The 23984-nt window shown below is 54.7% G+C and carries 19 protein-coding genes, 1 other RNA gene and 1 riboswitch; of the genes, 3 read left to right on the top strand and 17 right to left on the bottom strand.

Going from position 1 to position 23984, the window contains the following annotated elements:
- Positions 1 to 182: 182 nt before the first annotated feature.
- The 5 genes from ETC05_RS03340 to ETC05_RS03320 form a co-directional block, all read right to left on the bottom strand.
- Positions 183 to 761, bottom strand: a complete 579-nt coding sequence (locus ETC05_RS03340) for an isoprenylcysteine carboxyl methyltransferase family protein (protein ID WP_171660371.1) — start codon at positions 759 to 761, stop codon at positions 183 to 185.
- On the bottom strand, positions 758 to 1825 hold the full coding sequence (locus ETC05_RS03335; protein ID WP_171660370.1) for a type III polyketide synthase: 1068 nt from the start codon (positions 1823 to 1825) through the stop codon (positions 758 to 760). The genes ETC05_RS03340 and ETC05_RS03335 overlap by 4 nt, the downstream gene beginning before the upstream one ends.
- Before the next feature lie 210 nt (positions 1826 to 2035).
- Positions 2036 to 2896 carry a coiled-coil domain-containing protein gene (locus tag ETC05_RS03330; RefSeq protein WP_171660369.1) on the bottom strand — a complete coding sequence of 287 codons (861 nt, stop codon included), beginning with the start codon at positions 2894 to 2896 and terminating at the stop codon, positions 2036 to 2038.
- Positions 2897 to 3052: 156 nt separating this feature from the next.
- Positions 3053 to 4360 (bottom strand): nucleobase:cation symporter-2 family protein, encoded by a 1308-nt coding sequence (locus tag ETC05_RS03325; protein WP_031409817.1) that lies wholly within the window; start codon positions 4358 to 4360, stop codon positions 3053 to 3055.
- On the bottom strand, positions 4357 to 4944 hold the full coding sequence (locus ETC05_RS03320) for a xanthine phosphoribosyltransferase (RefSeq protein ID WP_171660368.1): 588 nt from the start codon (positions 4942 to 4944) through the stop codon (positions 4357 to 4359). The genes ETC05_RS03325 and ETC05_RS03320 overlap by 4 nt, the downstream gene beginning before the upstream one ends.
- Before the next feature lie 117 nt (positions 4945 to 5061).
- A riboswitch (purine riboswitch) is annotated at positions 5062 to 5163 on the bottom strand.
- Positions 5164 to 5551: 388 nt separating this feature from the next.
- Between ETC05_RS03320 and ETC05_RS03315 the strand changes: the two genes are divergently transcribed.
- From ETC05_RS03315 to ETC05_RS03305, 3 genes are read left to right on the top strand one after another with little or no spacing between them, the layout of a single operon-like run.
- Positions 5552 to 5713 (top strand): cytochrome c oxidase subunit 2A, encoded by a 162-nt coding sequence (locus tag ETC05_RS03315; RefSeq protein WP_171660367.1) that lies wholly within the window; start codon positions 5552 to 5554, stop codon positions 5711 to 5713.
- A 21-nt stretch (positions 5714 to 5734) separates the two neighbouring features.
- The gene (locus ETC05_RS03310; RefSeq protein WP_171660366.1) at positions 5735 to 6205 is read left to right on the top strand and encodes a cytochrome c oxidase subunit II; all 471 of its coding nucleotides are present in this window, start codon (positions 5735 to 5737) and stop codon (positions 6203 to 6205) included.
- 1 nt (position 6206) lies between these two features.
- Positions 6207 to 7856 carry a b(o/a)3-type cytochrome-c oxidase subunit 1 gene (locus ETC05_RS03305; RefSeq protein ID WP_031409826.1) on the top strand — a complete coding sequence of 550 codons (1650 nt, stop codon included), beginning with the start codon at positions 6207 to 6209 and terminating at the stop codon, positions 7854 to 7856.
- A gap of 174 nt (positions 7857 to 8030) precedes the next feature.
- On the opposite strand, the gene ETC05_RS03300 is transcribed toward ETC05_RS03305, so the two are convergent.
- The 12 genes from ETC05_RS03300 to ETC05_RS03245 form a co-directional block, all read right to left on the bottom strand.
- Entirely contained in the window at positions 8031 to 9533 is a 1503-nt protein-coding gene (locus ETC05_RS03300; protein WP_171660365.1) for a carboxypeptidase M32, read from the bottom strand.
- Positions 9534 to 9664: 131 nt separating this feature from the next.
- Positions 9665 to 11602, bottom strand: a complete 1938-nt coding sequence (locus ETC05_RS03295; RefSeq protein WP_031409831.1) for an ATP-dependent DNA helicase — start codon at positions 11600 to 11602, stop codon at positions 9665 to 9667.
- 121 nt (positions 11603 to 11723) lie between these two features.
- Positions 11724 to 12866: a THUMP domain-containing class I SAM-dependent RNA methyltransferase gene (locus tag ETC05_RS03290; RefSeq protein WP_031409833.1), complete on the bottom strand. Its 1143-nt coding sequence runs from the start codon at positions 12864 to 12866 to the stop codon at positions 11724 to 11726.
- Positions 12867 to 13017: 151 nt separating this feature from the next.
- Positions 13018 to 13415: RNase P RNA component class B (rnpB, locus tag ETC05_RS03285), an RNA gene on the bottom strand.
- A gap of 99 nt (positions 13416 to 13514) precedes the next feature.
- Positions 13515 to 13811 (bottom strand): cell division regulator GpsB, encoded by a 297-nt coding sequence (gene gpsB, locus ETC05_RS03280; protein WP_031409834.1) that lies wholly within the window; start codon positions 13809 to 13811, stop codon positions 13515 to 13517.
- A gap of 235 nt (positions 13812 to 14046) precedes the next feature.
- The gene (locus ETC05_RS03275) at positions 14047 to 14304 is read right to left on the bottom strand and encodes a spore coat protein (protein WP_031409836.1); all 258 of its coding nucleotides are present in this window, start codon (positions 14302 to 14304) and stop codon (positions 14047 to 14049) included.
- A 444-nt stretch (positions 14305 to 14748) separates the two neighbouring features.
- The gene (locus ETC05_RS03270; protein ID WP_171660364.1) at positions 14749 to 16017 is read right to left on the bottom strand and encodes a ribonuclease H-like domain-containing protein; all 1269 of its coding nucleotides are present in this window, start codon (positions 16015 to 16017) and stop codon (positions 14749 to 14751) included.
- A 54-nt stretch (positions 16018 to 16071) separates the two neighbouring features.
- A complete protein-coding gene (locus tag ETC05_RS03265; protein ID WP_171660363.1) occupies positions 16072 to 18348 on the bottom strand; it encodes a DEAD/DEAH box helicase in 2277 nt (758 codons plus the stop codon).
- 203 nt (positions 18349 to 18551) lie between these two features.
- Positions 18552 to 19337: an IclR family transcriptional regulator gene (locus ETC05_RS03260; protein ID WP_171660414.1), complete on the bottom strand. Its 786-nt coding sequence runs from the start codon at positions 19335 to 19337 to the stop codon at positions 18552 to 18554.
- A 178-nt stretch (positions 19338 to 19515) separates the two neighbouring features.
- Positions 19516 to 20304: a fumarylacetoacetate hydrolase family protein gene (locus tag ETC05_RS03255; protein ID WP_144974207.1), complete on the bottom strand. Its 789-nt coding sequence runs from the start codon at positions 20302 to 20304 to the stop codon at positions 19516 to 19518.
- Positions 20305 to 20310: 6 nt separating this feature from the next.
- Complete coding sequence (locus ETC05_RS03250) at positions 20311 to 21528, bottom strand: NAD(P)-dependent malic enzyme (RefSeq protein WP_031409846.1); 1218 nt, start codon at positions 21526 to 21528, stop codon at positions 20311 to 20313.
- Between the two features lie 190 nt (positions 21529 to 21718).
- The gene (locus tag ETC05_RS03245) at positions 21719 to 23902 is read right to left on the bottom strand and encodes a malate synthase G (protein ID WP_171660362.1); all 2184 of its coding nucleotides are present in this window, start codon (positions 23900 to 23902) and stop codon (positions 21719 to 21721) included.
- Between the last annotated feature and the right edge of the window lie 82 nt (positions 23903 to 23984).

The following is a 23984-nucleotide window of genomic DNA, read 5'->3' as shown; positions in this document are numbered from 1 at the left end:
CGGTCTAACAGCAACATTCCCCATGATTCAAACCCCTTTGTTTCCGTCAATGTCATTTACATTCATTTTACTGCATTTTGTCCCGTTTCCCAATAGGAAAAACGAAAAATCCCGCCCATCAACAAGGCGGGAGCGCATTGAAACATCGATCAACAGGGAAATGAGGGCTTCTCTCCATCTTTTTAGGAGGGCGTCAACCTTCGGGAGATGCTTGGCCAAAAGCGCGGCCGGGTGCGAAACGCTTCCTGATAGTCTGTCAACGCCGCCAATGCCCGCTCCTCTGTTTTGATGCGAACCAACAGCAGCAACGCATTAAGAAATGAAAAGACAACGGCCGTCAGCCGCGCCTGAAACAAAAGCGGCAGCAGCGCGATCTCCAACATGACGACCGCATAGTTCGGATGACGAATCCACCGGTATGGCCCTTTTTTCACGACCGGGCGGTTGGGCACAATCAAAATTTTCGTATTCCAAAAGCGGCCGAGCGACAAGATCGTCCACGCGCGCAGCCCTTCGACGGCGAGAAAGAGTGGAAACAAAAGCGGCCAGCGCCGCGACGGGCGGGCGCCTTTTCGAAGCGCCTCGACAGCCAGCGACAAAAGAAAGAGCACATGGAGCGACACAAGCCACGGATAATGGCGGGCGCCCACCTCTTTCGCCCCGAGCGCTTTCACATACCGTTCGTTCCGTTTCGCAAGCCAAAGCTCAACCAAACGCATCCCGACCACCGCGAAAAACACGAAGGCAAACCGCATCATCATTCCTCCCATTTGAGCAGCACCATCTCGGCGCTAAAGCCGGGGCCGAGGGCAACGAGCAGCCCATACCCGGGCGCAAGCGGCTGCCGCATCACTTCCTCCAGCACAAAATAAACGGTGGCTGACGACATATTGCCATATCGGGCCAACACCTCTCTGGCCGCCTTGGTCTGTTCCATGCCGAATCCGAACGCTTCCTCATACGCCTCCATCACCTTTTTCCCGCCCGGGTGGGCGATAAAATAGCGAAGGTCGCGAAGCCTCAGCCCGTTCTCCTGCAAAAACGACTCCACTTGCGGGCGCAGCCATGCGCGGACGATCGACGGAATGTCTTTTGAAAAGACGACAAACAGCCCTTCATCACGAATCTCCCACCCCATCACATCTTCCGAGCGAGGCATCAGCGCCGATCGGGCGGCGATGATGCGCGGCGCGCCGCTGTTTGGTGCTGCTTCATCGCCGGCGACAAGCACACAGGCCACGCCGTCGGAAAAAAGCGATGTGCCGATCACATTGCTTTTGGATACGTCATTCGCCTGAAATGTCAAACTGCAAAACTCAGCGGCAATCACAAGCGCCTTCGCCTTCGGAAACGCCCGGCAATAATCGGCCGCCCGCGCAAGGCCCGCTGCCCCGCCCGCACAGCCGAGCCCCCAAACCGGCACCCGCACGGCGGAAGGAGAAAACGGCAGCACGTTCATCAGCCGCGCCTCGATGCTTGGCGTGGACAAACCGGTCGTTGAGATGTAAAACAGCGCATCGACCGCCTCATGGGGAATCGGGCCGTCAGGGGTGTTCTGCAAGCAGTTGTTGGCTGCCTCGCCGCTGTAGCGGACGGCGAGATCCATATACACGGCATTTTTCTCGCCGAAACCGCGCGGTGTGCTGTACCAGGCAAGCGGCTGAACAAACGTGCGCGTCCGAATGCCGCCGTTGTCAAAGGCCTGCAGCAGCCGCTCGGCGCGCCCGAGGCGCCCGGCAAACAGCCCGGCGACATGCCGCTTCACTTCGTCTTGGGAAACGATATGTGGCATCGTTGCCGTGCCGATCGATAAAAGGGTCGGCATACCAACACCTCGGTTTGTTCCTCTTTTTGCTTAGGATGCGCAAAAAAGCAAACCGTATGCAGACAAAAAGCATCCCGTGCGTCTTATGATTGGAAAGCCGCTGATCATCCAAAAGAAGGACACATGCAAAAAACAGGCGCGGACAAAGCCGGCCTGTTTTTTGGGAAGGAAAACGGTCTCAAGTGAGGATATGAACTGAGATGCTTAGCGTTATTTCGCTTTTAAAGCGCGGATTTCGCTCTCATGCTCAAGCAGATGCAACGCGAGGGATTGAAGAACGAGCTCTTGCCTAGCTTGTCCGGTGATGATTTCATCGATTTTCTGCTGCATTTGGGCAACGGTTTGCTTGATCGTTGACACGTCTCGCAGCGTCTCCAATGTCTCCATAACGGCTTGCCGAATAAATGGCAATTCGGCGACATCTTCCTTTGTTGCCATCGTCTGCTCGACGCGCTCAACGCGTTCCTCCATGCGCCCGAGGCGCGCATCCAACGACCCCACATCCTCCCGCATGGCCACCACCGTTTGTTCCAGCTGCCCCAGGCGTTCGTTCGTCTGCGCCACGTCTTCTTTCGTCGCCATCGTCTGCTCGACGCGCTCAACGCGTTCTTCCATGCGTCCCATACGGACATCCATGTGCTCAACGCGTTCCTCCATGCGTCCGACGCGCGCATCCAACGACGCCACATCCTCCCGCACGGCCACCACCGTTTGTTCCAGCTGCCCGAGGCGTTCGTTCGTCTGCGCCACATCTTCTTTCGTCGCCATCGTCTGCTCGACGCGCTCAACGCGTTCTTCCATGCGCCCCATGCGGACATCCATGTGCTCGAAGCGCTCTTCCATGCGCCCAACGCGTGCATCCAACGACGCCACATCCTCCCGCATGGCCACCACCGTTTGTTCCAGCTGCCCGAGGCGTTCGTTCGTCTGCGCCACGTCTTCTTTCACCGCGGTCATCGTCTGTTCAAGCCGCTCGATGCGCTCATTCGCCCGGGCGATGTCGGACTTCGTTGCCATCTCCGCTCGCATTTGCCGCAGCTCGTCAAACAGGCGCACCACCCATTCGTCCATGGTTTCACCTCCTTCTCCCTTTCCATTATATCATCGCACTTCCACCATCTTCTACTCTTTTCTCTACAAATCGACACGCAACAAAAAAGCCCTCTTTGCTTCCCAAGCTGATCGCGGGAAGCAAAGACGGCGATGAAACCGATGACCTTTACACGTTTACGAGATTTTTTGTTCCTGCAGCGGCAGTGCAGCCGATTTTCTTACCTTACCGAAATGGAAGACAGCATTTAAGATGATGGCCGTCATGCTGCCAGCGACGATGCCGCTGTCCGTCAAAATGCGGAGGCCAGCCGGGAGCTCGGCAAACAAGTTCGGCACCGCCGTCACCCCGAGCCCGACGCCGATCGAGCAGGCGATAATGAGCAAGTTTTCTTGCACCGCCAAGTCAACGTGGCTTAGCATTTTCACGCCGTAGGCGATGACCATGCCAAACATGGCGAGCATCGCCCCACCGAGCACTGGGGCTGGAATGATCGTCGCCACGGCCGCGATTTTCGGCACAAATCCAAGCAAGATAAGAAACAGAGCGGCGGCGTAAATGACGTTTCGCGTTTTCACGCCCGACAACTGCACAAGGCCGACGTTTTGCGAGTATGTCGTATACGGGAACGCATTGAGCAGCCCGCCGATCATGATCGCCAATCCTTCGGCGCGGTAGCCGCCCGCCAAATCCTCATCCGTCAGCCGGCGGCGGCAAATGTCAGACAAAGCGAAGTAGACGCCGGTCGATTCAACGAGGCTGACGATGGCGACCAACACCATCGTCAACACGGCCGGACCATGGAACGACGGAACGCCGAAATAAAACGGCTGCGGCAGGTGAACCCACGACGCTGCGGCGACGGCTGTCCAGTCCACTTTTCCCATCGCGGCCGCGACAGCGGTACCGACGGCCATCCCAAGCAAAATAGCAATCGAACGAACGAACCCCTTGAAGCAGCGGTAGAGCACAACAATAAGCGCGAGCACGCCAAACGACAACGCCAAGTTGGCCGGGTCACCGAAATCTTTCGCCCCTTGCCCGCCCGCCATATTGTTCACGGCTGCCGGAATGAGCGTCAAGCCGATCACCGTGACGACGGAACCGGTGACAACCGGCGGGAACAGCGCCCGCAGCTTGCCGAAATACGGGCTGATCAGCACGACGACAAGCCCGGCGCAAAGGATCGACCCATACACGGCCGGCATTCCGTATTGTCCGCCGATGGCGATCATCGGCCCGACCGCTGTAAACGTACAGCCAAGCATGACCGGCAAGCCGATGCCAAACCATCGATTTTTCCATACTTGTAAAAGCGTTGCGATGCCGCATGTCAGTAGGTCAACGGCCACTAAATACGTAAGCTGCTCCCCCGACAGCCGAAGCGCGCCGCCGACGACAAGCGGGACAACGATCGCCCCGGCGTACATCGCCAACACATGCTGGATGCCTAAGGACCCAATTTGCCACCATTTCATGTTCATCGATTCATCACCTCTTCGTGAAATCGAATGACGCCATCCGCGAGCGAAGCGATGCGGGCGAGCGAAACGACGCGGAATCCGCGCGAACGAAGCAGCCGGCCGCCGTCTTGAAACGCTTTTTCAATGACAATACCGATGCCAACGACAGCTGCTCCCGCTTGACGAACGACCTCCACCATCCCGAGCGCCGCCTGGCCGTTGGCTAAAAAGTCATCAATAATGAGCACCCGGTCAAGGCCATCAAGCAGTGAACGGGAAACAACGATCTCGTTGGCCTCCTGCTTCGTAAACGAATACACTTCCGCGCGATACACCTCACCGGTCATCGTCAGCGGCCGCCGCTTGCGGGCAACGACAAGAGGAACACCGAGCTCATAGGCCGTCATGAGCGCCGGGCTGATGCCTGATGACTCGAGCGTCAACACTTTTGTCGGCCGCTCGCCGCGAAACTGATCGGCGAACTCCTCGCCGATCCGCTTCATCAAACGCGGGTCGACTTGGTGGTTTAAGAAGCGGTCGACTTTGAGCACCCCGTTCGCGACAACCTCCCCTTCAGCGGCAATTTTCTCGAGCAATGCGCGCATACCGGTTCCCTCCCATAAAAAAAGCTTAAAAAACACCGGCCTCACTCATTCCATGAGTCAGGCAATGTCTTTTAAGCCAAGAAACGCAGAAGGCGCAAAGCGGCCATGGCCGCCCCCCTTTCGGACATTGCCACTCATAGTCAGCCGATTTACGGTCGGCTGGTAGAGACTCGCAAGCCGTATTCTTGCGATTATATGAGTGAGTCAGCGTGATTCAGTTATTAGCAGTATACCATGAGCAACAACGATTGAGAAGCGTTTTTTGCTAAAAAGACGAACGTTAAATTATAAAAAATATGGATTATTCGTTTTTATCCCTTTGGTGGCACGAATCCACGCTTCGGTTTTTGATTTCAAATCATTTCGAGTTGCACTCGACCGAAGGACAATCATCCGTGGGGGCTTTTCGTTCCTCCCCATCGTTTTCATGCATTTTTCACAATCGTCACCATTTGTTCAAACTTCCCGCATCGTTTTTGTGAGAAAAGTCACTGTTGCCTTTGTTTTCTACAGTTATGATAGTGTCAAAGCAGGGAAATCTGCCGGTTGGCGCGCCTGCCTCACCGATGTTATGGGGGATGAATTCAAAAAAGAGGAGGGATGCAACATGGCAAAACCAGAGTGGACAAAACCGACGGCGGCGATCCGGCAAACAAAAAAAGAGAAAGAGCCGGCGCTCGGCGGCACGCTGGCGTCTGTGTTTTTGCTCGGCTTTTTCATCATTTTCGCCTGGGTCAGCGTCTACTTTTTATTTTTGCACCGCCTGTAACCGGCAAAGGAGGGACTGGATATGCACATGCATAAGTACGAAAAAATTTGGCTGACGTTTGGCATCGGCTGTCTCGTTGTCTTTTTGACCGTCGTCGGCGTGAGCGCTTTCGCTGCCGGACAGCAGCCGCCAAGCTGCTTGACAACGATCGATCCAGAGAAAGTGGACACGACCCCGCCCTTCAATCAGCCGGGGCTTGTCAAAAAAGGAAACAACGAGTACGAACTGAACATCGTCGTCGCGGCGTTTTCCTTTACGCCAAATGCCATTGAAATTCCGAAAGGAGCGAAAGTGACGATCAACGTCACCTCGAAGGATGTGATCCACGGGTTTGAAATCCCGGGAACCAACATCAACATGATGGTCGAACCCGGCTACATCAACAGCTTGACGACGACGTTTGATCAGCCCGGCGAATATACGATTCTGTGCAATGAATATTGCGGCGCCGGCCACCATATGATGACGGCGCGCATGAAGGTGGTGGAGTAACATGGTACAATCGTTGGAAAAAGTCGATCGCCGTGACGCCAAACTGGCCTTGGCGCATTTGGTTGTCGCTTTTGTTGCTCTCGCATTGGGCGGCTTCGCCGGCCTATTGCAAACGCTCGTCCGTTCCGGCAAGTTTGAACTGCCGGCCGGCATCAGCTACTATACGATTTTAACAACGCACGGCGTCCTGCTCGGGCTTGTATTGACGACGTTTTTCATCATCGGCTTTCAGTTTGCCGCCGTCAGCCGCACGACCGGGGCGTTCACGAATCGTACACGCCGGTTGGGCTGGATCGGCTTTTGGATGATGACGATCGGCACAGGCATGAGCGCCTTCTTCATCTTGACGGGAAAAGCGTCCGTCTTATATACCTTTTACGCGCCGCTGCAAGCGCATGCCGGCTTTTACATCGGGTTGGCGCTTGTCGTTGTCGGCAGCTGGGTGAGCGGATTCGCGATATTTGCCCACTATGCGCGCTGGCGAAAAGCGCACCCCGGCGAGGCGAGCCCACTGCTGGCGTTTATGTCGGTGACGAATATGGTGCTATGGCTCATCTGCACGCTCGGCGTCGCCGCGACCGTCGTCTGTCAGCTCATTCCGTGGTCGCTTGGGCTCACCGACCGGGTGAACGTGCTGTTAAGCCGGACGCTGTTTTGGTATTTCGGCCATCCGCTCGTTTACTTCTGGCTGCTGCCAGCGTATATGGTTTGGTACGCCGTCATTCCGAAAGTGATCGGCGGCAAAATCTTCTCTGATTCGCTCGCGCGGCTGGCGTTCATCTTGTTTTTGCTGTTTTCGATTCCGGTCGGCTTCCACCATCAATTGCTCGAGCCGGGGATTTCGCCGTTTTGGAAATACGTGCAAGTCATCTTGACGTTTATGGTCATCATTCCGTCGCTCATGACCGCATTTGCCATGTTTGCGACGTTTGAATCATACGGCCGCTCGCAAGGGGCCAAAGGCTTATTTGGATGGCTGCGGAAATTGCCGTGGGGCGATGCACGCTTTTTCGCGCCGTTTGTCGGGATGCTGTTTTTCATTCCGGCCGGCACCGGCGGGATTATCAATGCTTCGCATCAGCTGAACCAAGTCGTCCATAACACGATTTGGGTGACCGGCCACTTCCATTTGACCGTAGCGACGACGGTCGTCTTAACGTTTTTTGGTGCGTCGTACTGGCTCATCCCGCATTTGACCGGCCGGGTGATGACCAAAGCGATGAACCGGCTCGCCATCATGCAAACGGTCGTTTGGGCGGTTGGAATGACGTTTATGTCCGGATCGATGCATTTGGCCGGCTTGCTTGGAGCGCCGAGACGTTCCGCCTTCTCGACGTACGGCAATTCGCCGCAGGCGCTCGAATGGATTCCGTATCAAATCGCACAAGCTGTCGGTGGAACGATCTTATTCATCGGCATCGTTCTCATTCTTGTCATCGTCATCAACTTGGCGTTTTTCGCCCCGAAAGGCGAAACGGAATTTCCCGTCGCCGAAGCGGCCGCCCCGCAGGAACGAGCCGCGCTGGCGCTTGAAAACTGGAAACTTTGGCTCGGCCTTGTCGTTGCATTGATTTTGATCGCCTATACGGTGCCGTTGATCGACATTATTCAAAACGCCCCGCCGGGGTCGAAAGGATACAAACTATGGTAAAAAAGGAGGGCGTCTCCCGGTGGCAGCGGGACGCCCTCTTTGATCGTTGCGCCGATCTGCACTTCGTTCATCAGTCCGGCCTTTCGTTCTTCACCCAAATGCGGCGGCTGTTGAGCCGCCGATGCGCTCAAGGCCCTCGTGTGAAGAGCCGGCCGTTTGCCGCCGCGCTCCACTTTATAACCGATACAGCGCTTGATATTTTTCTTCTAAATATTGAATCAAGCCATCGGCTTTGAGCGGTTCGCCCGTCGCGTCACGCACAAGGTCGAGCGGCTTCTTCGTTTTGCCGAATCGGTGAATGCGGTCCGTCAGCCATTCACGGATCGGCGCAATCGTTCCTTCCTCAAGCAGCTGCGCCAAATCGAGCTCCTTCTCCATCGCTCGCTTCAACTGCGCCGCATACATATAGCCGAGCGCATAGGACGGGAAATAGCCGAAGCTGCCGCCCGACCAATGAACGTCCTGCAGCACGCCGACCGCATCATTGTGCGGACGGATGCCGAGATATTGTTCATACTTCGCATTCCAGACATCCGGCAAGTCTGCCGCTTCCATCTCGCCCGCAAACAGTTGTTTTTCGATTTCATAGCGAATGATGATATGAAGCGGATACGTCAATTCGTCGGCTTCAATGCGGATGAGCGACGGCTTCACTTCGTTGATCGCCCGGTAAAACGCATCCAAAGACACGCCGGCAAACTGTGCGGGCGCGTATTGCTGGAGGCGCGGATAATTGCGCTTCCAAAACGCGTAGTGGCGTCCGATCATATTTTCAAAAAAAAGCGACTGCGATTCATGAATGCCCATCGACGCCCCGCCCGCCAGCGGCGTGCCGATGAACGCCTCGGAAATGTGCTGCTCATACAGCGCATGGCCGCACTCATGGATCGTGCCAAAGATCGCGGTGCGGAAGTCGCGCTCGTCGTAACGCGTCGTAATCCGAACATCGTTCGGATTCAGCCCGATCGCAAACGGGTGGACCGTCTCATCAAGCCGCCCTTTGCCGAAATCGTAACCGAGCTCCACAAGCAGCTCCAGCAAAAAGGCGCGCTGTTTTTCTTTCGGAAACGGAGCGAACAAAAACGACGTGTCCGGCTTGTCTGGCGCGGCGGAAATCGCCTGCACAAGCGGAACGATGCGTTCGCGCAATTGGCCGAACCATTCGTCAAGCAGCTCCACCGTCATGCCCGGCTCATACTGATCGAGCAGCGTGTTGTATGGATGCCCTTCATATCCCCAATAGCCGATAAAGCGGCGCTGAAACTCAATGATGCGCTCCAAATACGGCCGAAACAGCGCGAAGTCAGCGGTTGCCTTCGCCTCCTCCCAAACGCTTTCCGCTTTGGAACAAAGAATGACGTATTCCTTATACTCATCGGCGGGAATTTTTTTATTGCGCTCATATTCCCTTTTGCACTCATCGAGGGTGCGCTGCGTCACTTCATCAAGCTGTTCGTAAACGCCCTGCGGCGACAGCTTGGCGATAAACGCCGCCATTTCTTCCGATGTCGACATGCGAAACACTTCTTCCGAAAGCATGCCGATGACTTCGGACCGCTGCTCCACCCCTTTTTTCGGAGCGCCCGTCCGCAAATCCCAGTACATGAGGCCAATCGCTTCGCGGTAGCCCATCATTTTTTTGACATATTGCAAAAACTGCTTTTTGATCTGCTTCATCGCGCTCAGTCCCCCTATGTATTTCGTCGGCACATCATCATTTCCATCATGAACCGCCTTTTTCCTGCTTGCCAATGGTGAAATGTTGTGCTCGGCCCACTCGGCCCAAAATGAACAAGGAGGGGAGAATCTTATTCTCCCCTCACCGTTGTCGGCAACACGTCTTTGATCGCCGCAATGACGCGTTCATCTTCCCGGTCGGTGACGAAAATGGAAACGATGCCGCGGTCGTCGCGCGTTCGGATGAGCCGTCCGACCCCTTGGCGAAGGCGAAGCAACATATACGGCACATCGACGTCCCAAAATGGATTGCGATACGCTTTTCGCTTCGCCTGAAACACCGGATCGTTCGGCGGATACGGCAGCGACCAAATGATGACGTTTGAAAGCGACGGTCCCGGGATGTCAAGCCCTTCCCATAAATGTTCCGAACAAAGCACCGTCTCTTCGTTGCGCTGAAACTCGGCGACCAAATCGCTGATTTCGCGGTCGCCTTCAAACAAAAACGAAAACGGTTCGCCAGCAGCCGCTTCTTTGAACTCGAGCAGCTCCTCGCGCGTCGGGAACAAGAGGAGCGCCCGCCCTCCGGTTTCGCGCAGCTTGTTGAGCGCATACTCGTACTTTTTGGCAAACAGCGTCTCGTCCGCGCGGAACGTCGGCATATAAATCGCCATCTGTTCGTCATAATCAAACGGCGACGGCACGCTGAACGACAAATAGTCATCGATGCCTAAACTTTGCGCTATATATTGGAATGATTTTCCGTTTGATAGTGTTGCCGATGAAAAGACAAACGGCATGCGTTTGCTGAACACTTTTTCGCGCAGCACTTCCTGAACCGTACGCGGCATGACGACAAACGTCGCCTCTTGACGCGACGACTCAAGCCACGTAATGGCATCGGCGTTTGTCAGAAACAAGTCGAGTGAATACTGAATTTGGTCCAAATATTCATCCACAATGTTCAGCTGATAATGATCGATCGTATACGTCTCGCTTTCAAACACAAGCTCGTTGCCGATTTCGACCATTTGGCCGCGCAGCCGCTTCGCCCATTGCTCAAGGCGCGGCGACGGCAAAATTTCTTTCCGATTCGAACCGGGAACCTCTTTCGCGCACGCTTTCAGCTCATCAAAAAAGCGCACGCTCGTCTCCAGCGTCTCCTCAATTAAATAGGCGAGCTCTTCGCGGATGTCGTTTTCAAGAAGCCGTGTCAGCAACGTCTCAAGCGTCGTCTCTTTCATTCGATAGGTCAACGCCTTTTGCGCAGCGAACTCTAACAAATGCCCTTCGTCAAATACAACACAGCTCGCTTCCGGCAACAGCGGCAGCTGGCCTTCCCGCTTGCGCGCTTCATACGTCCAAACATGTTCCATATAAAAATCGTGCGAGCAGACGATTAAATCCGTCGCCTTCCGATAATAGTCGCGCCAAAGCGTCTGGCCGCAGCGATGCCGCTTTTCGCACGTGAAACAGTCTTGAAACGGATCCCAAGCGATTTTTTTCCACTGTTCATCGGTCAGATAGGCGTATTCTTTTCGGTCGCCGTAGCGATAAAACGATTGCATGGGTTTGTTGTCGTGGACAAAGGACGGAAGTTCATCGTAAATTCGCTCGTACAGCTCGATGTCGTCATCATCATACGTCGTTACTTCTTCCAGTTTATTCAAACATAAATATTGATCCGGCGATTTCGCCAATCGAACGTCGATCTCAAGCCCCAGTACGTTCGACAGCTTCGCGATATCCCCTTCTTTTTTGACAAGCTGCTCAATCAACGTCTCATCGGCGCAGGCGATGATGGCCGGTTTGCCAGTATAGCGGGCGTAACAAATCGCATACAGCAAATAGACGATCGTTTTCCCCGTCCCGACCCCCGCTTCAGCAAAGATCACCTTTTTCTCGCGAAACGCCCGCTCAAGCTGAAACGCCATATAAATTTGCTCATCGCGCAGCTCAAAACCGGCTTCCGGCAAAATGTCATAAAAAACATCGCCGATCCACTGGCTCAACTTATCAAAAAAGTTTTCATGTTTTTCTACAACAAACGGATAACGCTCACGACTCATCGTCGCCACCCCTCCAATTGGCATAAACTCCCCCGCCTATCATGCAGAAGCGCGCAACACTCTTGTTGCGCGCTCGATCCCTAGTAACAAGACAATATTATGATCGATGGCCGTCAAGAAGTCAACTTTTAGCTTCGCGCGGCGGCCGCGGGCCCCAGTACTGGTAGTAATGCGTTTCAATAAAGCCGTTAAACAATTTGCGTCGTTTCGTCGCCGGACGGCCGTAATGCGTTTCAAAACCGCGGTGGGCGGTTAAAATGTACACCGACCACGTATCTAAGGCGGTGAAGGTGCGACCGATGGCGCGATAGAGCGCTTCAACCTCCCGCCGTTCACCGAGCCGCTCACCATATGGCGGGTTGCCGACGATCACTCCGTATTGTTGAGCAGTACGAAACTGCTCAGCCCGCCCGACTCGAAACGACAGCAAATCCGCAAGCCCCGCCTCCGCTGCGTTCGCCTTGGCGATTTCCACCATCTGCGGATCGGCATCGATGCCGACAATATCTAAGGGCTGGTCATAACGGGCCCTCTCTTCTGCTTCCCCGCGCGCCTTCTCCCATAAATCTTCTCCGATCCACGGCCATTGTTCAGAAACGAAGTCACGGTTAAACCCGGGGGCGATGTTTTGCCCGATCAGCGCCGCCTCAATGGCAATCGTGCCCGACCCGCAAAACGGATCTACGAATGTACGTTCTGGAGTCCAGTTGGTGAGCAGCACTAAAGCAGCGGCGAGCGTCTCTCTTAGCGGCGCCTCCCCTTGACGAACGCGATAGCCGCGCTTATGCAGCCCGGCGCCGCTTGTATCGATCGTCAACGTCGCGATATCTTTGTGAAGCGCCACCTCAATCCGATACAGCGGGCCGGTTTCCGGAAACCACGACAAATGATAGCGCGCTTTTAAGTTTTCGACGACTGCCTTTTTCACAATGGCTTGACAGTCGGAAACGCTGAACAGTGTGGATTTGACCGACTTGCCGATCACCGGAAACGCGGCGTCTTTCGGCAAATAATCGGCCCACGGCAACGCCTTCGTTTGCTCAAACAACTCCTCAAATGTCGTCGCCCGAAACTCGCCGACTTTCAGCTTCACACGGTCAGCGGCGCGCAGCCAAAGGTTGGCCCGACAAATGGCGAGCGCATCGCCTTCAAACGTCACTTTGCCGTTCTCCACTCGGCAGTCGTAGCCAAGCCGGCGCACTTCTTCCGCGACGACCGATTCGAGCCCCATCGCGGCCGTGGCAATCAACGAAAATGAAGTCATTATGTTCCCCCTATCTGACAGACGTATGTACAAACTCCGTTTCTCTACTCCTCATTATAGCCATGACAGCGAAAAAACCGCAAAAAGAAATGGAAAAGCCCTCCTTCCTGCAGGAGGGCTTTTCACGGTTCTAACCACCGCGTTAATCATGTTCTGTAAGCCATGTTCTGTACCTTCGTACTGCAAGCGGCTTTCGCCTCGTACTCCGGCGGTAATCATCTATCTACAGGCAGCGAGCGCCGCCTGTCCTTCCCTCCGTTCATTTCCTTCGGGAAGGTGCCCCTACCATCATTTGGGTTTCTCGCTCGTGGGGTTTACCGCGTTCCACCTCTAAGGTTTCCCTTAGAGCTGCGTCACTGTGGCACTTTCAGGGTAATCGAACCATATCCGCATAGCGGACGTAGGTTCTTTCCCCGCCGTCAGCCCAGCCGAAGCCAGACTGCCCTAGCTTATGGATTCGCTAGGCACGAACACTACGGGCATCTCAGCACCGTGCGAGCATGGACTTTCCTCTACGGCCGAAACCGGCCGCAGCGATTACCCGAACATGATTAACGCTGCAAGCATCTTACAGTATAATCGATTTGGTCACAGGAATCAAGGAGAAAAAATCGGTAAATCGACACCGATTTCGTTCCGACCAGCTGCTCACTCGTACAATTTCCGGCCAAATACGTGTTTTTCCAAGTTGGAAAGGCGTTGCAAAATATCGTAGTTCGTCGTTCCCGCCGACATCGTCGGCCGTTTTTGCAGCTCCTCGACTTGCCGTTTCAGCCGAGCGTTTTCTTGGCGCAGCTCGTCAATTTCCTGCTGAAATGCTTCATAATCTTTAATGACGAGATCCAAAAATTGATCCACTTCGTCTTGATTGTACCCCCGTATGCTTACTTTAAATTCCTTTTCCAAAATGTCTTTTGGCGTCAGTTTCACCTGATGGGCTGACATCGTTTTTTCACCTCAATCCGCATTCAACAATCATCTTCTCTTTATTTTTTCAGAAATTCAGCCGGTTGTCAATTGATGGTTGGCTTGCCGCATCAAGCGGGAAGCTATATGGCGCCCAGGCAGACTTCCCGACGGCGCCGAAACGCCGTCCTCCGAGCCAAGCACTGCTGGCTTCTATTGTTTTCCATCCGTAAAAAACAGAAGCCGACAAAGCGGCTTCTGTTTTTGGTCCTTACTATCGCAACGGAAACGGCGGAAACGGAGCCAACCCTGGCATCGGCCCCGGACCCGGGCAGTACAGATGGCGATTGGCAACCTGAGCCACCGCCGATTCCGTATGCGGGAAATAATGTTGATGTTCATACAGGTGATGATAAACATGTGTCGTATGCGAAGGATGAATATGCGGCACAACCGTTGCTTCGAAGTGATGCAAAACGTTGCAGCGAGGCGGATGAACGATTGGCGCCGTTACATTCGGCAGACAATGCATAACATACCTCTCCTTTCATCAATTTAGGCTGTTGCTTGACAATACTAGCCTATGATGAACGGAGCGGACTCGTACTAGTATAGACACCCATTTTGAGCAGCCATTTGGCGCCAACAATCTGCCGGCTCTCCCGCCCCCGGTGCTTCGGATGTTTTGGCATCGTCGTTCGTCTTTTTGAAGCCGTTATGTGTTGCGGGATGTCTCGCCATTCGTCAATATACATAATTGAACACGACAAACGTCAAACCGACGACAATAAAAAAGAGATACAAAATTTTCTTGTACATGCTCCGCATCGTCTTCTTCTCCCTGCCATCGTTTTCATTGATTCCGATGCCATTGTACACATTTTTTCTTTTTTCTACAAGATTCTCAACAAAAAGACGAAATGTTTTCGTTTTCTGTCACATTTTGCGCTTGCCAGGGAAATGGGCGGACGCTCATTTATTCCTTTTGCTTTTTGCGTTCAAGCCGCACGAGCCGTTTGCGCCATTCCGCCTCTTCTTTTTCACTATGCTGCCGGCTCCGTTTCGCGAGCGATCGCCACGCTTCATACGCCATAGCGGCATAGCGGTACGCTTCCGCCGCATCCCGGAAATAATGTTCATACACCTTCGCCAGTTCAAGCCCGGCCTTCGCCTTCCAATAGCCATTTCCGTGAACAAATAAGTCGCGCCAAAGGAGAGCAGCTTCTTCGTACCGTTTGTCCTTTCGATACAAAAGCGAAAGCTGCCATTTCGCCGCCTGCGCTTCCTTCGCTTCTTTGCCGCTTGCTCCCTCGTACACCCCTCTAGCAGCCGCTGTTTCCCCGACCGCTTCGAACCAACGGGCGGCGGCCAACTGCTCCTGTAGGTCAGCGAGCCGATCCGCTTCAAGCAACTGAACGGATAAGTGAATGTAGAGAGCAATGAGCGACAACACGTCGCGCTCGTTATGGCGCAATACTGGCATGAGCCGGTCTGGATGAGGGGTTTGCAAAAACTCCTTGTACATCATCGGCGCCAAAAAGCCCGGCACATCATCGTCACGCTCGACATGGAGAATGTGCCGCTCGACTTCCGTCAGGCGCAGCGAATCCAATTTCTCTTTCCATAAGCGGCGGGCGGCATGATACAAATCAAAATGGCCGAACGCCGGCAATTTTGGCACCCTATCGCGGATGAGGGCATGGCGCGTTTTTAGACGCGGCCAGTCGAACGCTTTTCCGTTATAGGTCACAAGGGTCGTATAATCGACATCGGATAAAAAACTTTGATAGAGCGCCGCTTCCGCCCCCGGATGCGGCAAAACGTGCTGGCGGACAACGATGCGGTCGCCAAGCACGCGGGCATGGCCAAGCAAAAACATGATGTTCCCCGCTCCGCTTGAAAGCCCCATCGTTTCTGTATCAAAAAAGAATAAGTCGCTAACGGCAAAGCCGCGGCAGGAGAGCGGATGGGAAAACGGCGCCTCCTGCCATCTTTCGTGCACCTCATACAGCGCTCCGAGCCGATAGCGGCCGTGCTGATAGTCAAGCGGATACACCGTTTCCCGAATGAGGCAATAATCACCGGCAAACCAATGCGGCTTGGCGCCGTACTCCCGCCAAACGTCGGCATACGGCACGTCCGTCACAGGCTGCCCGCCCGGTTTCTCTTCTTCTTTTTCTTCATCGTTCTCCTTTTTATGCCGGGCGGCAAGCAATTGTTTCCATTGCGCCAACTTCGGCTTCATCCGTTCGACCCTCCTTTTGTCGACGCCGACTCCATCGCATTGTACATCATTCCCCTAAATCGATGGACCCGTTCGATCGACAGTCTGTTCGTGTAAAAACATAACAAGCTCGCGTTTCACTGACAATCCGTTGGCGCCCGAAACACCGATGCATGATGGACACCCGTCCGCACACGGGCAACGTTCAACCCATTCCTTCGCGCGCTCCATGATCTCTTCACACTGTTCAAATACCGCCTCCGACAGGCCGACTCCGCCTGGATAGCGATCATAAAGGAAAATCGTCGGCCGTCCAGAATGCGGCGCCTTAAGCTGCGGCACGACGTGAACGTCAGAGCGGTCGCACATGACAAACACCGGCACGAGATGACCAAGCACATTGGCGATGCCAATCAGCAATTGCTCAAACAGCGCCGAGGAAAAGCGCGGCGGCACCGCCTCCCATTCGATCCACGCGGCCGATGTATGAAGCGTTTCCTCCGGAAGCCGAATCGGCCCGGAACCGATATTTTCAAATGTCGACAGCTTGATCTTTTTAAAAATCGTCGCCATCGCCCGAACCGATACATCTCCGTAATGCACCGTCATGGATCCGTATGCCTCTCTCCGGTCTTCTGACAGCACCTCAAGCTGCACCGCCAAATTCGCATCGGTGAAATATTCGACATCGACTTGGCGGACGTACGCCTTTTTCTCCTCCCAGTCGAGCTTTTCGACTTGGTATTGCGTTCCTTCGTGCAAATAAATCGCTTCGTCGTGAAGCAGCGTCATCGCGCTGAAGCGGTCCATTTCACCGATGACGCGATGGCGGGCGGTGTCAGAAATATCAATGATGACGACGTTTTCCTGCGCCGCGGAGCGCAAGCTGATATCATGCGCCGGAAATGCGTCGCTCATCCAATGCCAACGCCCAGCGCGTTCGTGGAGCACCCCTTGCTCAGCCAAAAAATCGAGCACCTCTTCGACCTCAACGCCGCCGAACGTCTCGCCGCGCCGGAACGGAAGCTCATAGGCGGCACATTTGAGATGATCGACCAAAATGAGCAGATTGTCCGGGTTGATGCGCGCCGTCTCCGGCGAACGGGCAAAAAAGTATTCCGGATGGGAGATGATGTATTGATCAAGGGGGCTTGCGCTTGCGATCATGACAACGAGCGAATCGTCTTGGCGCCGGCCGGCGCGTCCGGCTTGCTGCCACGTGCTGGCGATCGTTCCCGGATACCCTGTTAAGATGCACGCTTGCAATTGACCGATGTCAACGCCGAGCTCGAGCGCATTCGTGCTGACCACTCCAATAACTTCGCCGCTGCGCAACCCTTTTTCAATGGCGCGCCGCTCGTTTGGCAAGTAGCCGCCGCGGTAGCCGCGGATCGTCGTTTCGCCGATCCGTTCATTCACTGCCGCCTGCAAGCGACTTAAAATCAACTCCACACGGACACGGCTGCGCGCGAAAACGATCGTCGGAATACGGTTGACAAGCAACTGTCTTGCGAGCTCCACGGCCGTTTTTGTCGCGCTTTGGCGGATGTTCATCGTCCGCTCGACAACCGGCGGATTGTAAAACACGAAATATTTCCGCCCGCGCGGCGCCCCGTTGTTGTCAATAAGCGTCACCGATTCGCCAATCAGTCGCTCCGCCAACTCTTTCGGATTGGCGATCGTCGCCGAGGCGCAAATAAACGTCGGTCGACTCCCGTAAAAGGCGCAAATGCGCTTTAAGCGGCGGATGACGTTCGCCACATGGCTGCCGAACACGCCCCGGTATGTATGCAGCTCATCAATGACGACGTAGCGCAGCTGTTCAAAAAGAGAAATCCATTTCGTATGGTGCGGCAAAATGGCCGTATGGAGCATGTCTGGGTTGGTGATGACAATATGGCCTGCCTGACGGATTTTTTGCCGCAGCGCCGGCGCCGTGTCGCCGTCGTATGTATGGCTGTAAATCGGCACTCCCATCTTGGCGATGATCTCGTTTAATTCGTTTTTTTGATCTTGCGCGAGCGCTTTCGTTGGAAAGATATACAGAGCACGGCTCGACGGCTCTTTAGCAATGGCATCAAGAACCGGCAAATTGTAGCAAAGCGTTTTCCCAGAAGCGGTCGGCGTAACGGCAACGATGTTTTGTCCGCTTTGCACGGCCTTGTATGCTGCGGCCTGGTGCGTATACAACGCGCCGATGCCGCGAACCTCCAGCGCCGCGCGCAGGCGCGGATCAAGTCCATCTGGAAACGGCGCGAAATTCGCTTCTTTCGGTTCGATTTCATGCCAATACACGACATTCGGATCTTGGCGAAGCTGTTCCATCCATTCCGAAAGCGTCTGTTTTTTCACGTCACATATCACCTCGCTTCTATTGTACATACATTCCATCTGTTTTCACTACAAAAAACACCCACGAGGAGGCAGTCCTTTTCCATTGTATTTGAACGGTTTGGGAAAAAGGATGCCTTCCCCCATCTTCCCCGCCAAGGCGGCGTCCACATGGGCCGGGCGGCCTGTTGGCCATTCTTCTTCGCACAAAAAACGTCCAGCCGCTACAGCTGGACGGAATGGGCTCCACGATAGCCGAGTCTTGCTGACAGTTCTTTGCCGATCTGGCGCATGCGCACAGCGAGCGCTGTGATACGGTCGTCCGTCATGCGGATCGTTGGGCCGGAAACGCTGATCGCCGCGACGACGCTGCCAGTATAATCAAAAATCGGAACAGCAACACAGCGGATGCCGTACTCGTTTTCTTCCAAATCAAGCGCATATCCGTTTTGCCGGATAGTCTCAAGCTCACAGAAAAATGCCTCGCGGCTGGTGATCGTCCGATCGGTATGCTTCGGCAGTCCTTTCCGCTCAATGATCTCCGAAGCCACCGCTGGCGGCAAATGCGCCAAAATCGCCTTGCCAACCGCCGTGCAGTGCATCGGAGCCCGCTTGCCGACTTTCGAGTGCATGCGCAACGTCTCCGTCCCTTCCAATTTTTCAATATAAATGACTTCCCCCTGGTCATAGACGACGAGGTGGATCACCTCATTCGTTTCTTTTTCGAGCTGGCGCAAATATGGCTTCGCCTCCTGGCGCAAATCGATCGAATCAAGCAGCTTCGAGCTGAGCTCCAAAAACTTGTAGCCAAGCTTGTACCGCTCCGTTTCCGGATGTTGTTCGATATAGCCGTATTGGGCAAGCGTCGTTAAAATACGGTATACCGAACTTTTGTTGATGTCCATTTGCTTCGCGATTTCCGTCACACCCAGCCCATCCTTTTTCGTGCTGACGATTTCGATAATTTGCAACGCCCGGCGGACCGATTTGACCGTGTTTTCCTTTTCCATTACTTTCACCTCGATTGATTCTCTCCGCTCGCCATTATACACGAACGGCCGGGCTTTTGCAGGCAAAAAGAGCCACACCGGCGCGCATGGCAACGGCAGCGCCGCCTTAACGGACGGGACGCATTCACCATCAGGACGCGCCTGATGCCGTGTTTGGCCCAAGGATGCCGCATGTTCGTTATGAACGTCGGATGGAAACGGCCGGCGTTTGGGCGGCAACGAACGTATTGCGGAGCATGCCGATGCCGTCCACCTCGCACTCCACCACCGTCCCCGGGCCGACAAGCTCGGCGCCGACCGGGCTTCCCGTCAAAATGACGTCGCCCGGCTGCAGCGTCATGACATGGGACAAATACGAAATCATTTTGCTGAGCGAAATGATCATCAGCCCGGTCGGACTGTTTTGCTTTTCCTCGCCGTTCACCCGCGCTTTCACCGATACGGTTCGAGGATCAAGCTCTGTTTCAATCACGGGGCCGAGCGGAGTGAACGTATCAAACGATTTGCCGATCGTCCAATGGCCATCCGGGTGGAAAAACTGTGGCGCGGTGACATCGTTGGCGACTGTATAGCCGAAAATATACGACCACACGTCCTCTTCGCTCACCTGCTTTGCCTCTTGGCCGATCACAACCGCCAGCTCGGATTCAAATTTCACTTCACCAATCCCGCTCGGAATGACCACCTCCGCTTCCGGCCCGACGACCGACGAGGATGGTTTAAAGAAAAAGACAGGAATATCTGGCAGTTCCACCGGCAGCTGTTCACTGGAGGCCACATAGTTGGCGCCAATGCCGATCACATGGCGCGGGACAAGCGGCGCCACGAGCGAAACGCGATCATAGTGAAAGACGTTTCCCGTATAATCCCAAGCGGTAAACATATTTCCTTCGATTTCGCGGATCACTTCACCGTTTACCACACCGGCGCGAATGGCGCCGTCGGCAAGAAAACGGGCAAATTTCATCGATGGCTACCCCTCTCTGACCCGATTTTGTTCCTCAGCTTTTTCCTTGACTCGAGCCACCCCGGTCTCCATGGCGGCGCGGGCGACGGCGGAAGCGACCGCCTCGACGACGCGCCGGTCAAACGGATTCGGGATGACATACTCTTCCGTCAGCTCTTCCGGCCGGATCAACCCGGCGATGGCTTTGGCAGCGGCAATCTTCATCGCCTCATTAATTTGCGTCGCCCGCACATCGAGCGCGCCGCGAAAAATGCCAGGGAACGCCAACACGTTGTTCACTTGGTTCGGCAAATCCGACCGGCCGGTCGCGACAATGGCCGCCCCAGCGGCTTTCGCCTCATCCGGCATGATCTCAGGCACCGGATTGGCCAAAGCGAATACGACCGCCTCGCGGTTCATCGTCCGAACCATCGCCGGCGTCAACGCCCCGGCGACCGAGACACCGATAAACACATCCGCACCGTGAATGACGTCCGCCAGCGTCCCGGAGATACGGCGGTGGTTCGTTTGCCGGGCAATTTCTTCCTTGATGACGTTCATCCCATGCGGGCGCCCTTCATAAATCGCTCCTTTTGTGTCGCAAACGATCAGTTCACCAACCCCCATCGACAGCAACAGTTTGGCGATCGCCACCCCGGCGGCGCCGGCGCCGTTGATGACCACCCGGCAATCGGCAAGCGGTTTGCCAACCACTTTCAAGGCGTTCGTCAGCCCGGCGGCCACGACAATCGCCGTGCCATGCTGATCATCGTGAAACACCGGGATCGCCATCTCTTGGCGGAGGCGCTCTTCAATGACAAAGCAGGCCGGAGCGGCGATGTCCTCCAAGTTGATGCCGCCAAACGTCGGTTCAAGCAACTTGACCGCCTGAATAAACTCATCCGGATCTTCGGTATCGAGGCAAAGCGGCACGGCATCAATGCCGGCAAACGCTTTAAACAAAGCCGCTTTCCCTTCCATGACCGGAAGCGCCGCCCGCGCGCCAATGTTGCCAAGCCCAAGCACCGCTGTGCCGTTGGAAACTACCGCGACGAAATTGCCTTTCACGGTGTAGTTGTACATTTCATCTTGGTCGACGTAAATTTCTTTGCACGGTTCAGCCACTCCCGGCGAATAAATGAGACTTAAATCATTGGCATTCACGACCGGCACTTTCACTTCAACTGACAGCTTTCCTCTTGCCTGCCGATGGACAAGCAACGCTCGTTCTCGCAAATGTTCCATCACTGATCCCTAGCTACTAGCCTTCCCCTATTCCGTTGTACCGCCTTTTGTGCTGCTTTGCACTGAACAACCGGCCAGTAGTAACTAGGAGCTGCCTCCTTTCTTTGTTTTATTTTCTTAATTTTCTGACCAAAGTAGATAAGAAGGAACAAGGTCATCCATTCCTTGTTCCTTATACAGCTTTCGGCATTTACTGCTGAATGGCGGCAAATTTCGCTTTCGCTTCTTGACGGCGGCGGTGCAAAATCGGCTCCGTATAGCCGTTTGGCTGTTCGTAGCCGAGGAAAATGAGATCGCATGCCGCTTGGAACGCCACCGAATCGTCGTAGTTCGGCGCCATCGGGCGGTAGTTCGGATCGCCGGCGTTTTGTTCGTCGACGACTTTCGCCATGCGCTTCAGCGTTTCCAGCACTTGCTCTTTCGTGCAAATGCCGTGATGGAGCCAGTTGGCGAGAATTTGGCTCGAGATGCGAAGCGTCGCCCGGTCTTCCATCAGTCCGATGTTGTGGATATCCGGCACTTTCGAGCAGCCGATCCCTTGGTCGATCCAACGGACGACATAGCCTAAAATGCTTTGGCAGTTGTTGTCAAGCTCCTCTTGAATGTCTTCCGCCGTCCATTGCGGGTTGTCGACGACCGGAATTTGCAAAATGTCGTCGCGGTAATCGCGCCGTTCGTTTGCCAGCTCGCTTTGCACAGCGGCGACGTTCACTTGATGGTAATGAAGCGCATGAAGTGTGGCCGCTGTCGGCGACGGCACCCATGCTGTATTGGCGCCGGCTTTTAATTGCGCTCCTTTTTGCTTCAGCATTTCCGCCATCAAATCCGGCATCGCCCACATCCCTTTGCCGATTTGCGCCCGGCCGCGGAAGCCGGCGGCAAGCCCAACGGCGACGTTCGATTTTTCGTACGCCTGCAGCCACGTCGATGATTTCATCTCGTTTTTGCGCAACATCGGCCCCGCTTCCATCGACGTGTGAATTTCGTCGCCTGTTCGGTCAAGGAAGCCGGTGTTGATGAACACGATGCGGTCGCGCACTTGGTAGATGCAGTTTTTCAAGTTAAGCGACGTGCGGCGCTCTTCATCCATCACGCCGATTTTGATCGTATTCCGCTCAAGGCCGAGCAAATCTTCGACGCGGTCAAACAGCTCGTTAGCAAACGCCACTTCCGCCGACCCGTGCATTTTCGGCTTGACGATGTAAATCGAACCTTTGCGCGAGTTCAAGTAGCGGGTGTTGCCGATCAGCGAATGTTTCATGATCAAGCTGGTAATCACCGCGTCGATGATCCCTTCGTGCACTTCTTCGCCGTTCGCATCCAAAATGGCGTTGTTCGTCATTAAGTGCCCGACGTTGCGCACGAACATGAGCGAGCGGCCCGGCAGCACGAGCTCCCCGCCATCCGGCGTTTTGTAGACGCGGTCCGGATTCAAGGTGCGCGTCATCATTTTGCCGTTTTTCTCAAACGTCGCGGTCAAATCACCTTTTATCAAACCAAACAAGTTGCGATACACGACCACTTTATCCTCGGCATCGACAGCTGCGACCGAATCTTCGCCGTCCATGATCGTCGTCACCGCCGCTTCTAAGACGATGTCTTTCACACCGGCTTGATCTGTTTTGCCGACCGGATGTTCGCGGTCGATTTGAATTTCAATATGAAGGCCGTTGTTTTTGAGCAATACCGCCGTCGGGCGTTGCGGCTCACCTTGGAAGCCGACGAATTTTTCCGGCTCTTTCAGCCCCGTCGTCGCCCCCCCTTCGATGGTCACGACGAGCTGCCCATCCACAATGGCGTACTGGACAGCGTCTTTATGGGAATATTGCGCCAGCGGCACCGCTTCATCCAAAAACTGCCGCCCGTAGGCGATCACTTTCGCCCCGCGCACCGGGTTGTATGACGAACCGCGCTCAGCGCCGTCTTCTTCACTAATGGCGTCCGTCCCGTAAAGCGCATCATACAAGCTGCCCCAGCGGGCGTTGGCGGCGTTTAACGCATAGCGGGCGTTCGTCAGCGGCACGACGAGCTGCGGCCCGGCTTGCACGGTGATTTCGTCGTCCACGTTGTCCGTTGTAATCTCGAAATCTTCCACTTCCGGCTCCAAATAGCCGATGTCTGTCAAAAACGATTTGTATTCATTGAAATCAAAGCGGCCGCGATGCGCTTTATGCCACTCATTCAATTGTTTTTGAATTTCGTCGCGGCGGGCGAGCAATTCTTTGTTGCGCGGCGTCAGATCGGCAATGAGCGCGCCGAAATCGCGCCAAAACTTGTCTTGATCCACCCCACTGTTCGGCAGAAGCTCCTCGTTGACAAAGTCGTACAACACTTTCGCGACTTGAATGTTGCCTTTTTGTACGTATTCGCCCATCGTTCTCTTCTCCCCCTCTTGTTTCTTATTAAGAAACACTGTTTCTTAATTGGCTTAAAAAGATGATACCATGAAAGCAAAC

Origin of the sequence: Geobacillus sp. BMUD (assembly GCF_013096845.1) — a bacterium.
GTDB lineage: Bacteria > Bacillota > Bacilli > Bacillales > Anoxybacillaceae > Geobacillus > Geobacillus vulcani.
This window is presented reverse-complemented; position numbering and strand designations above follow the sequence as displayed.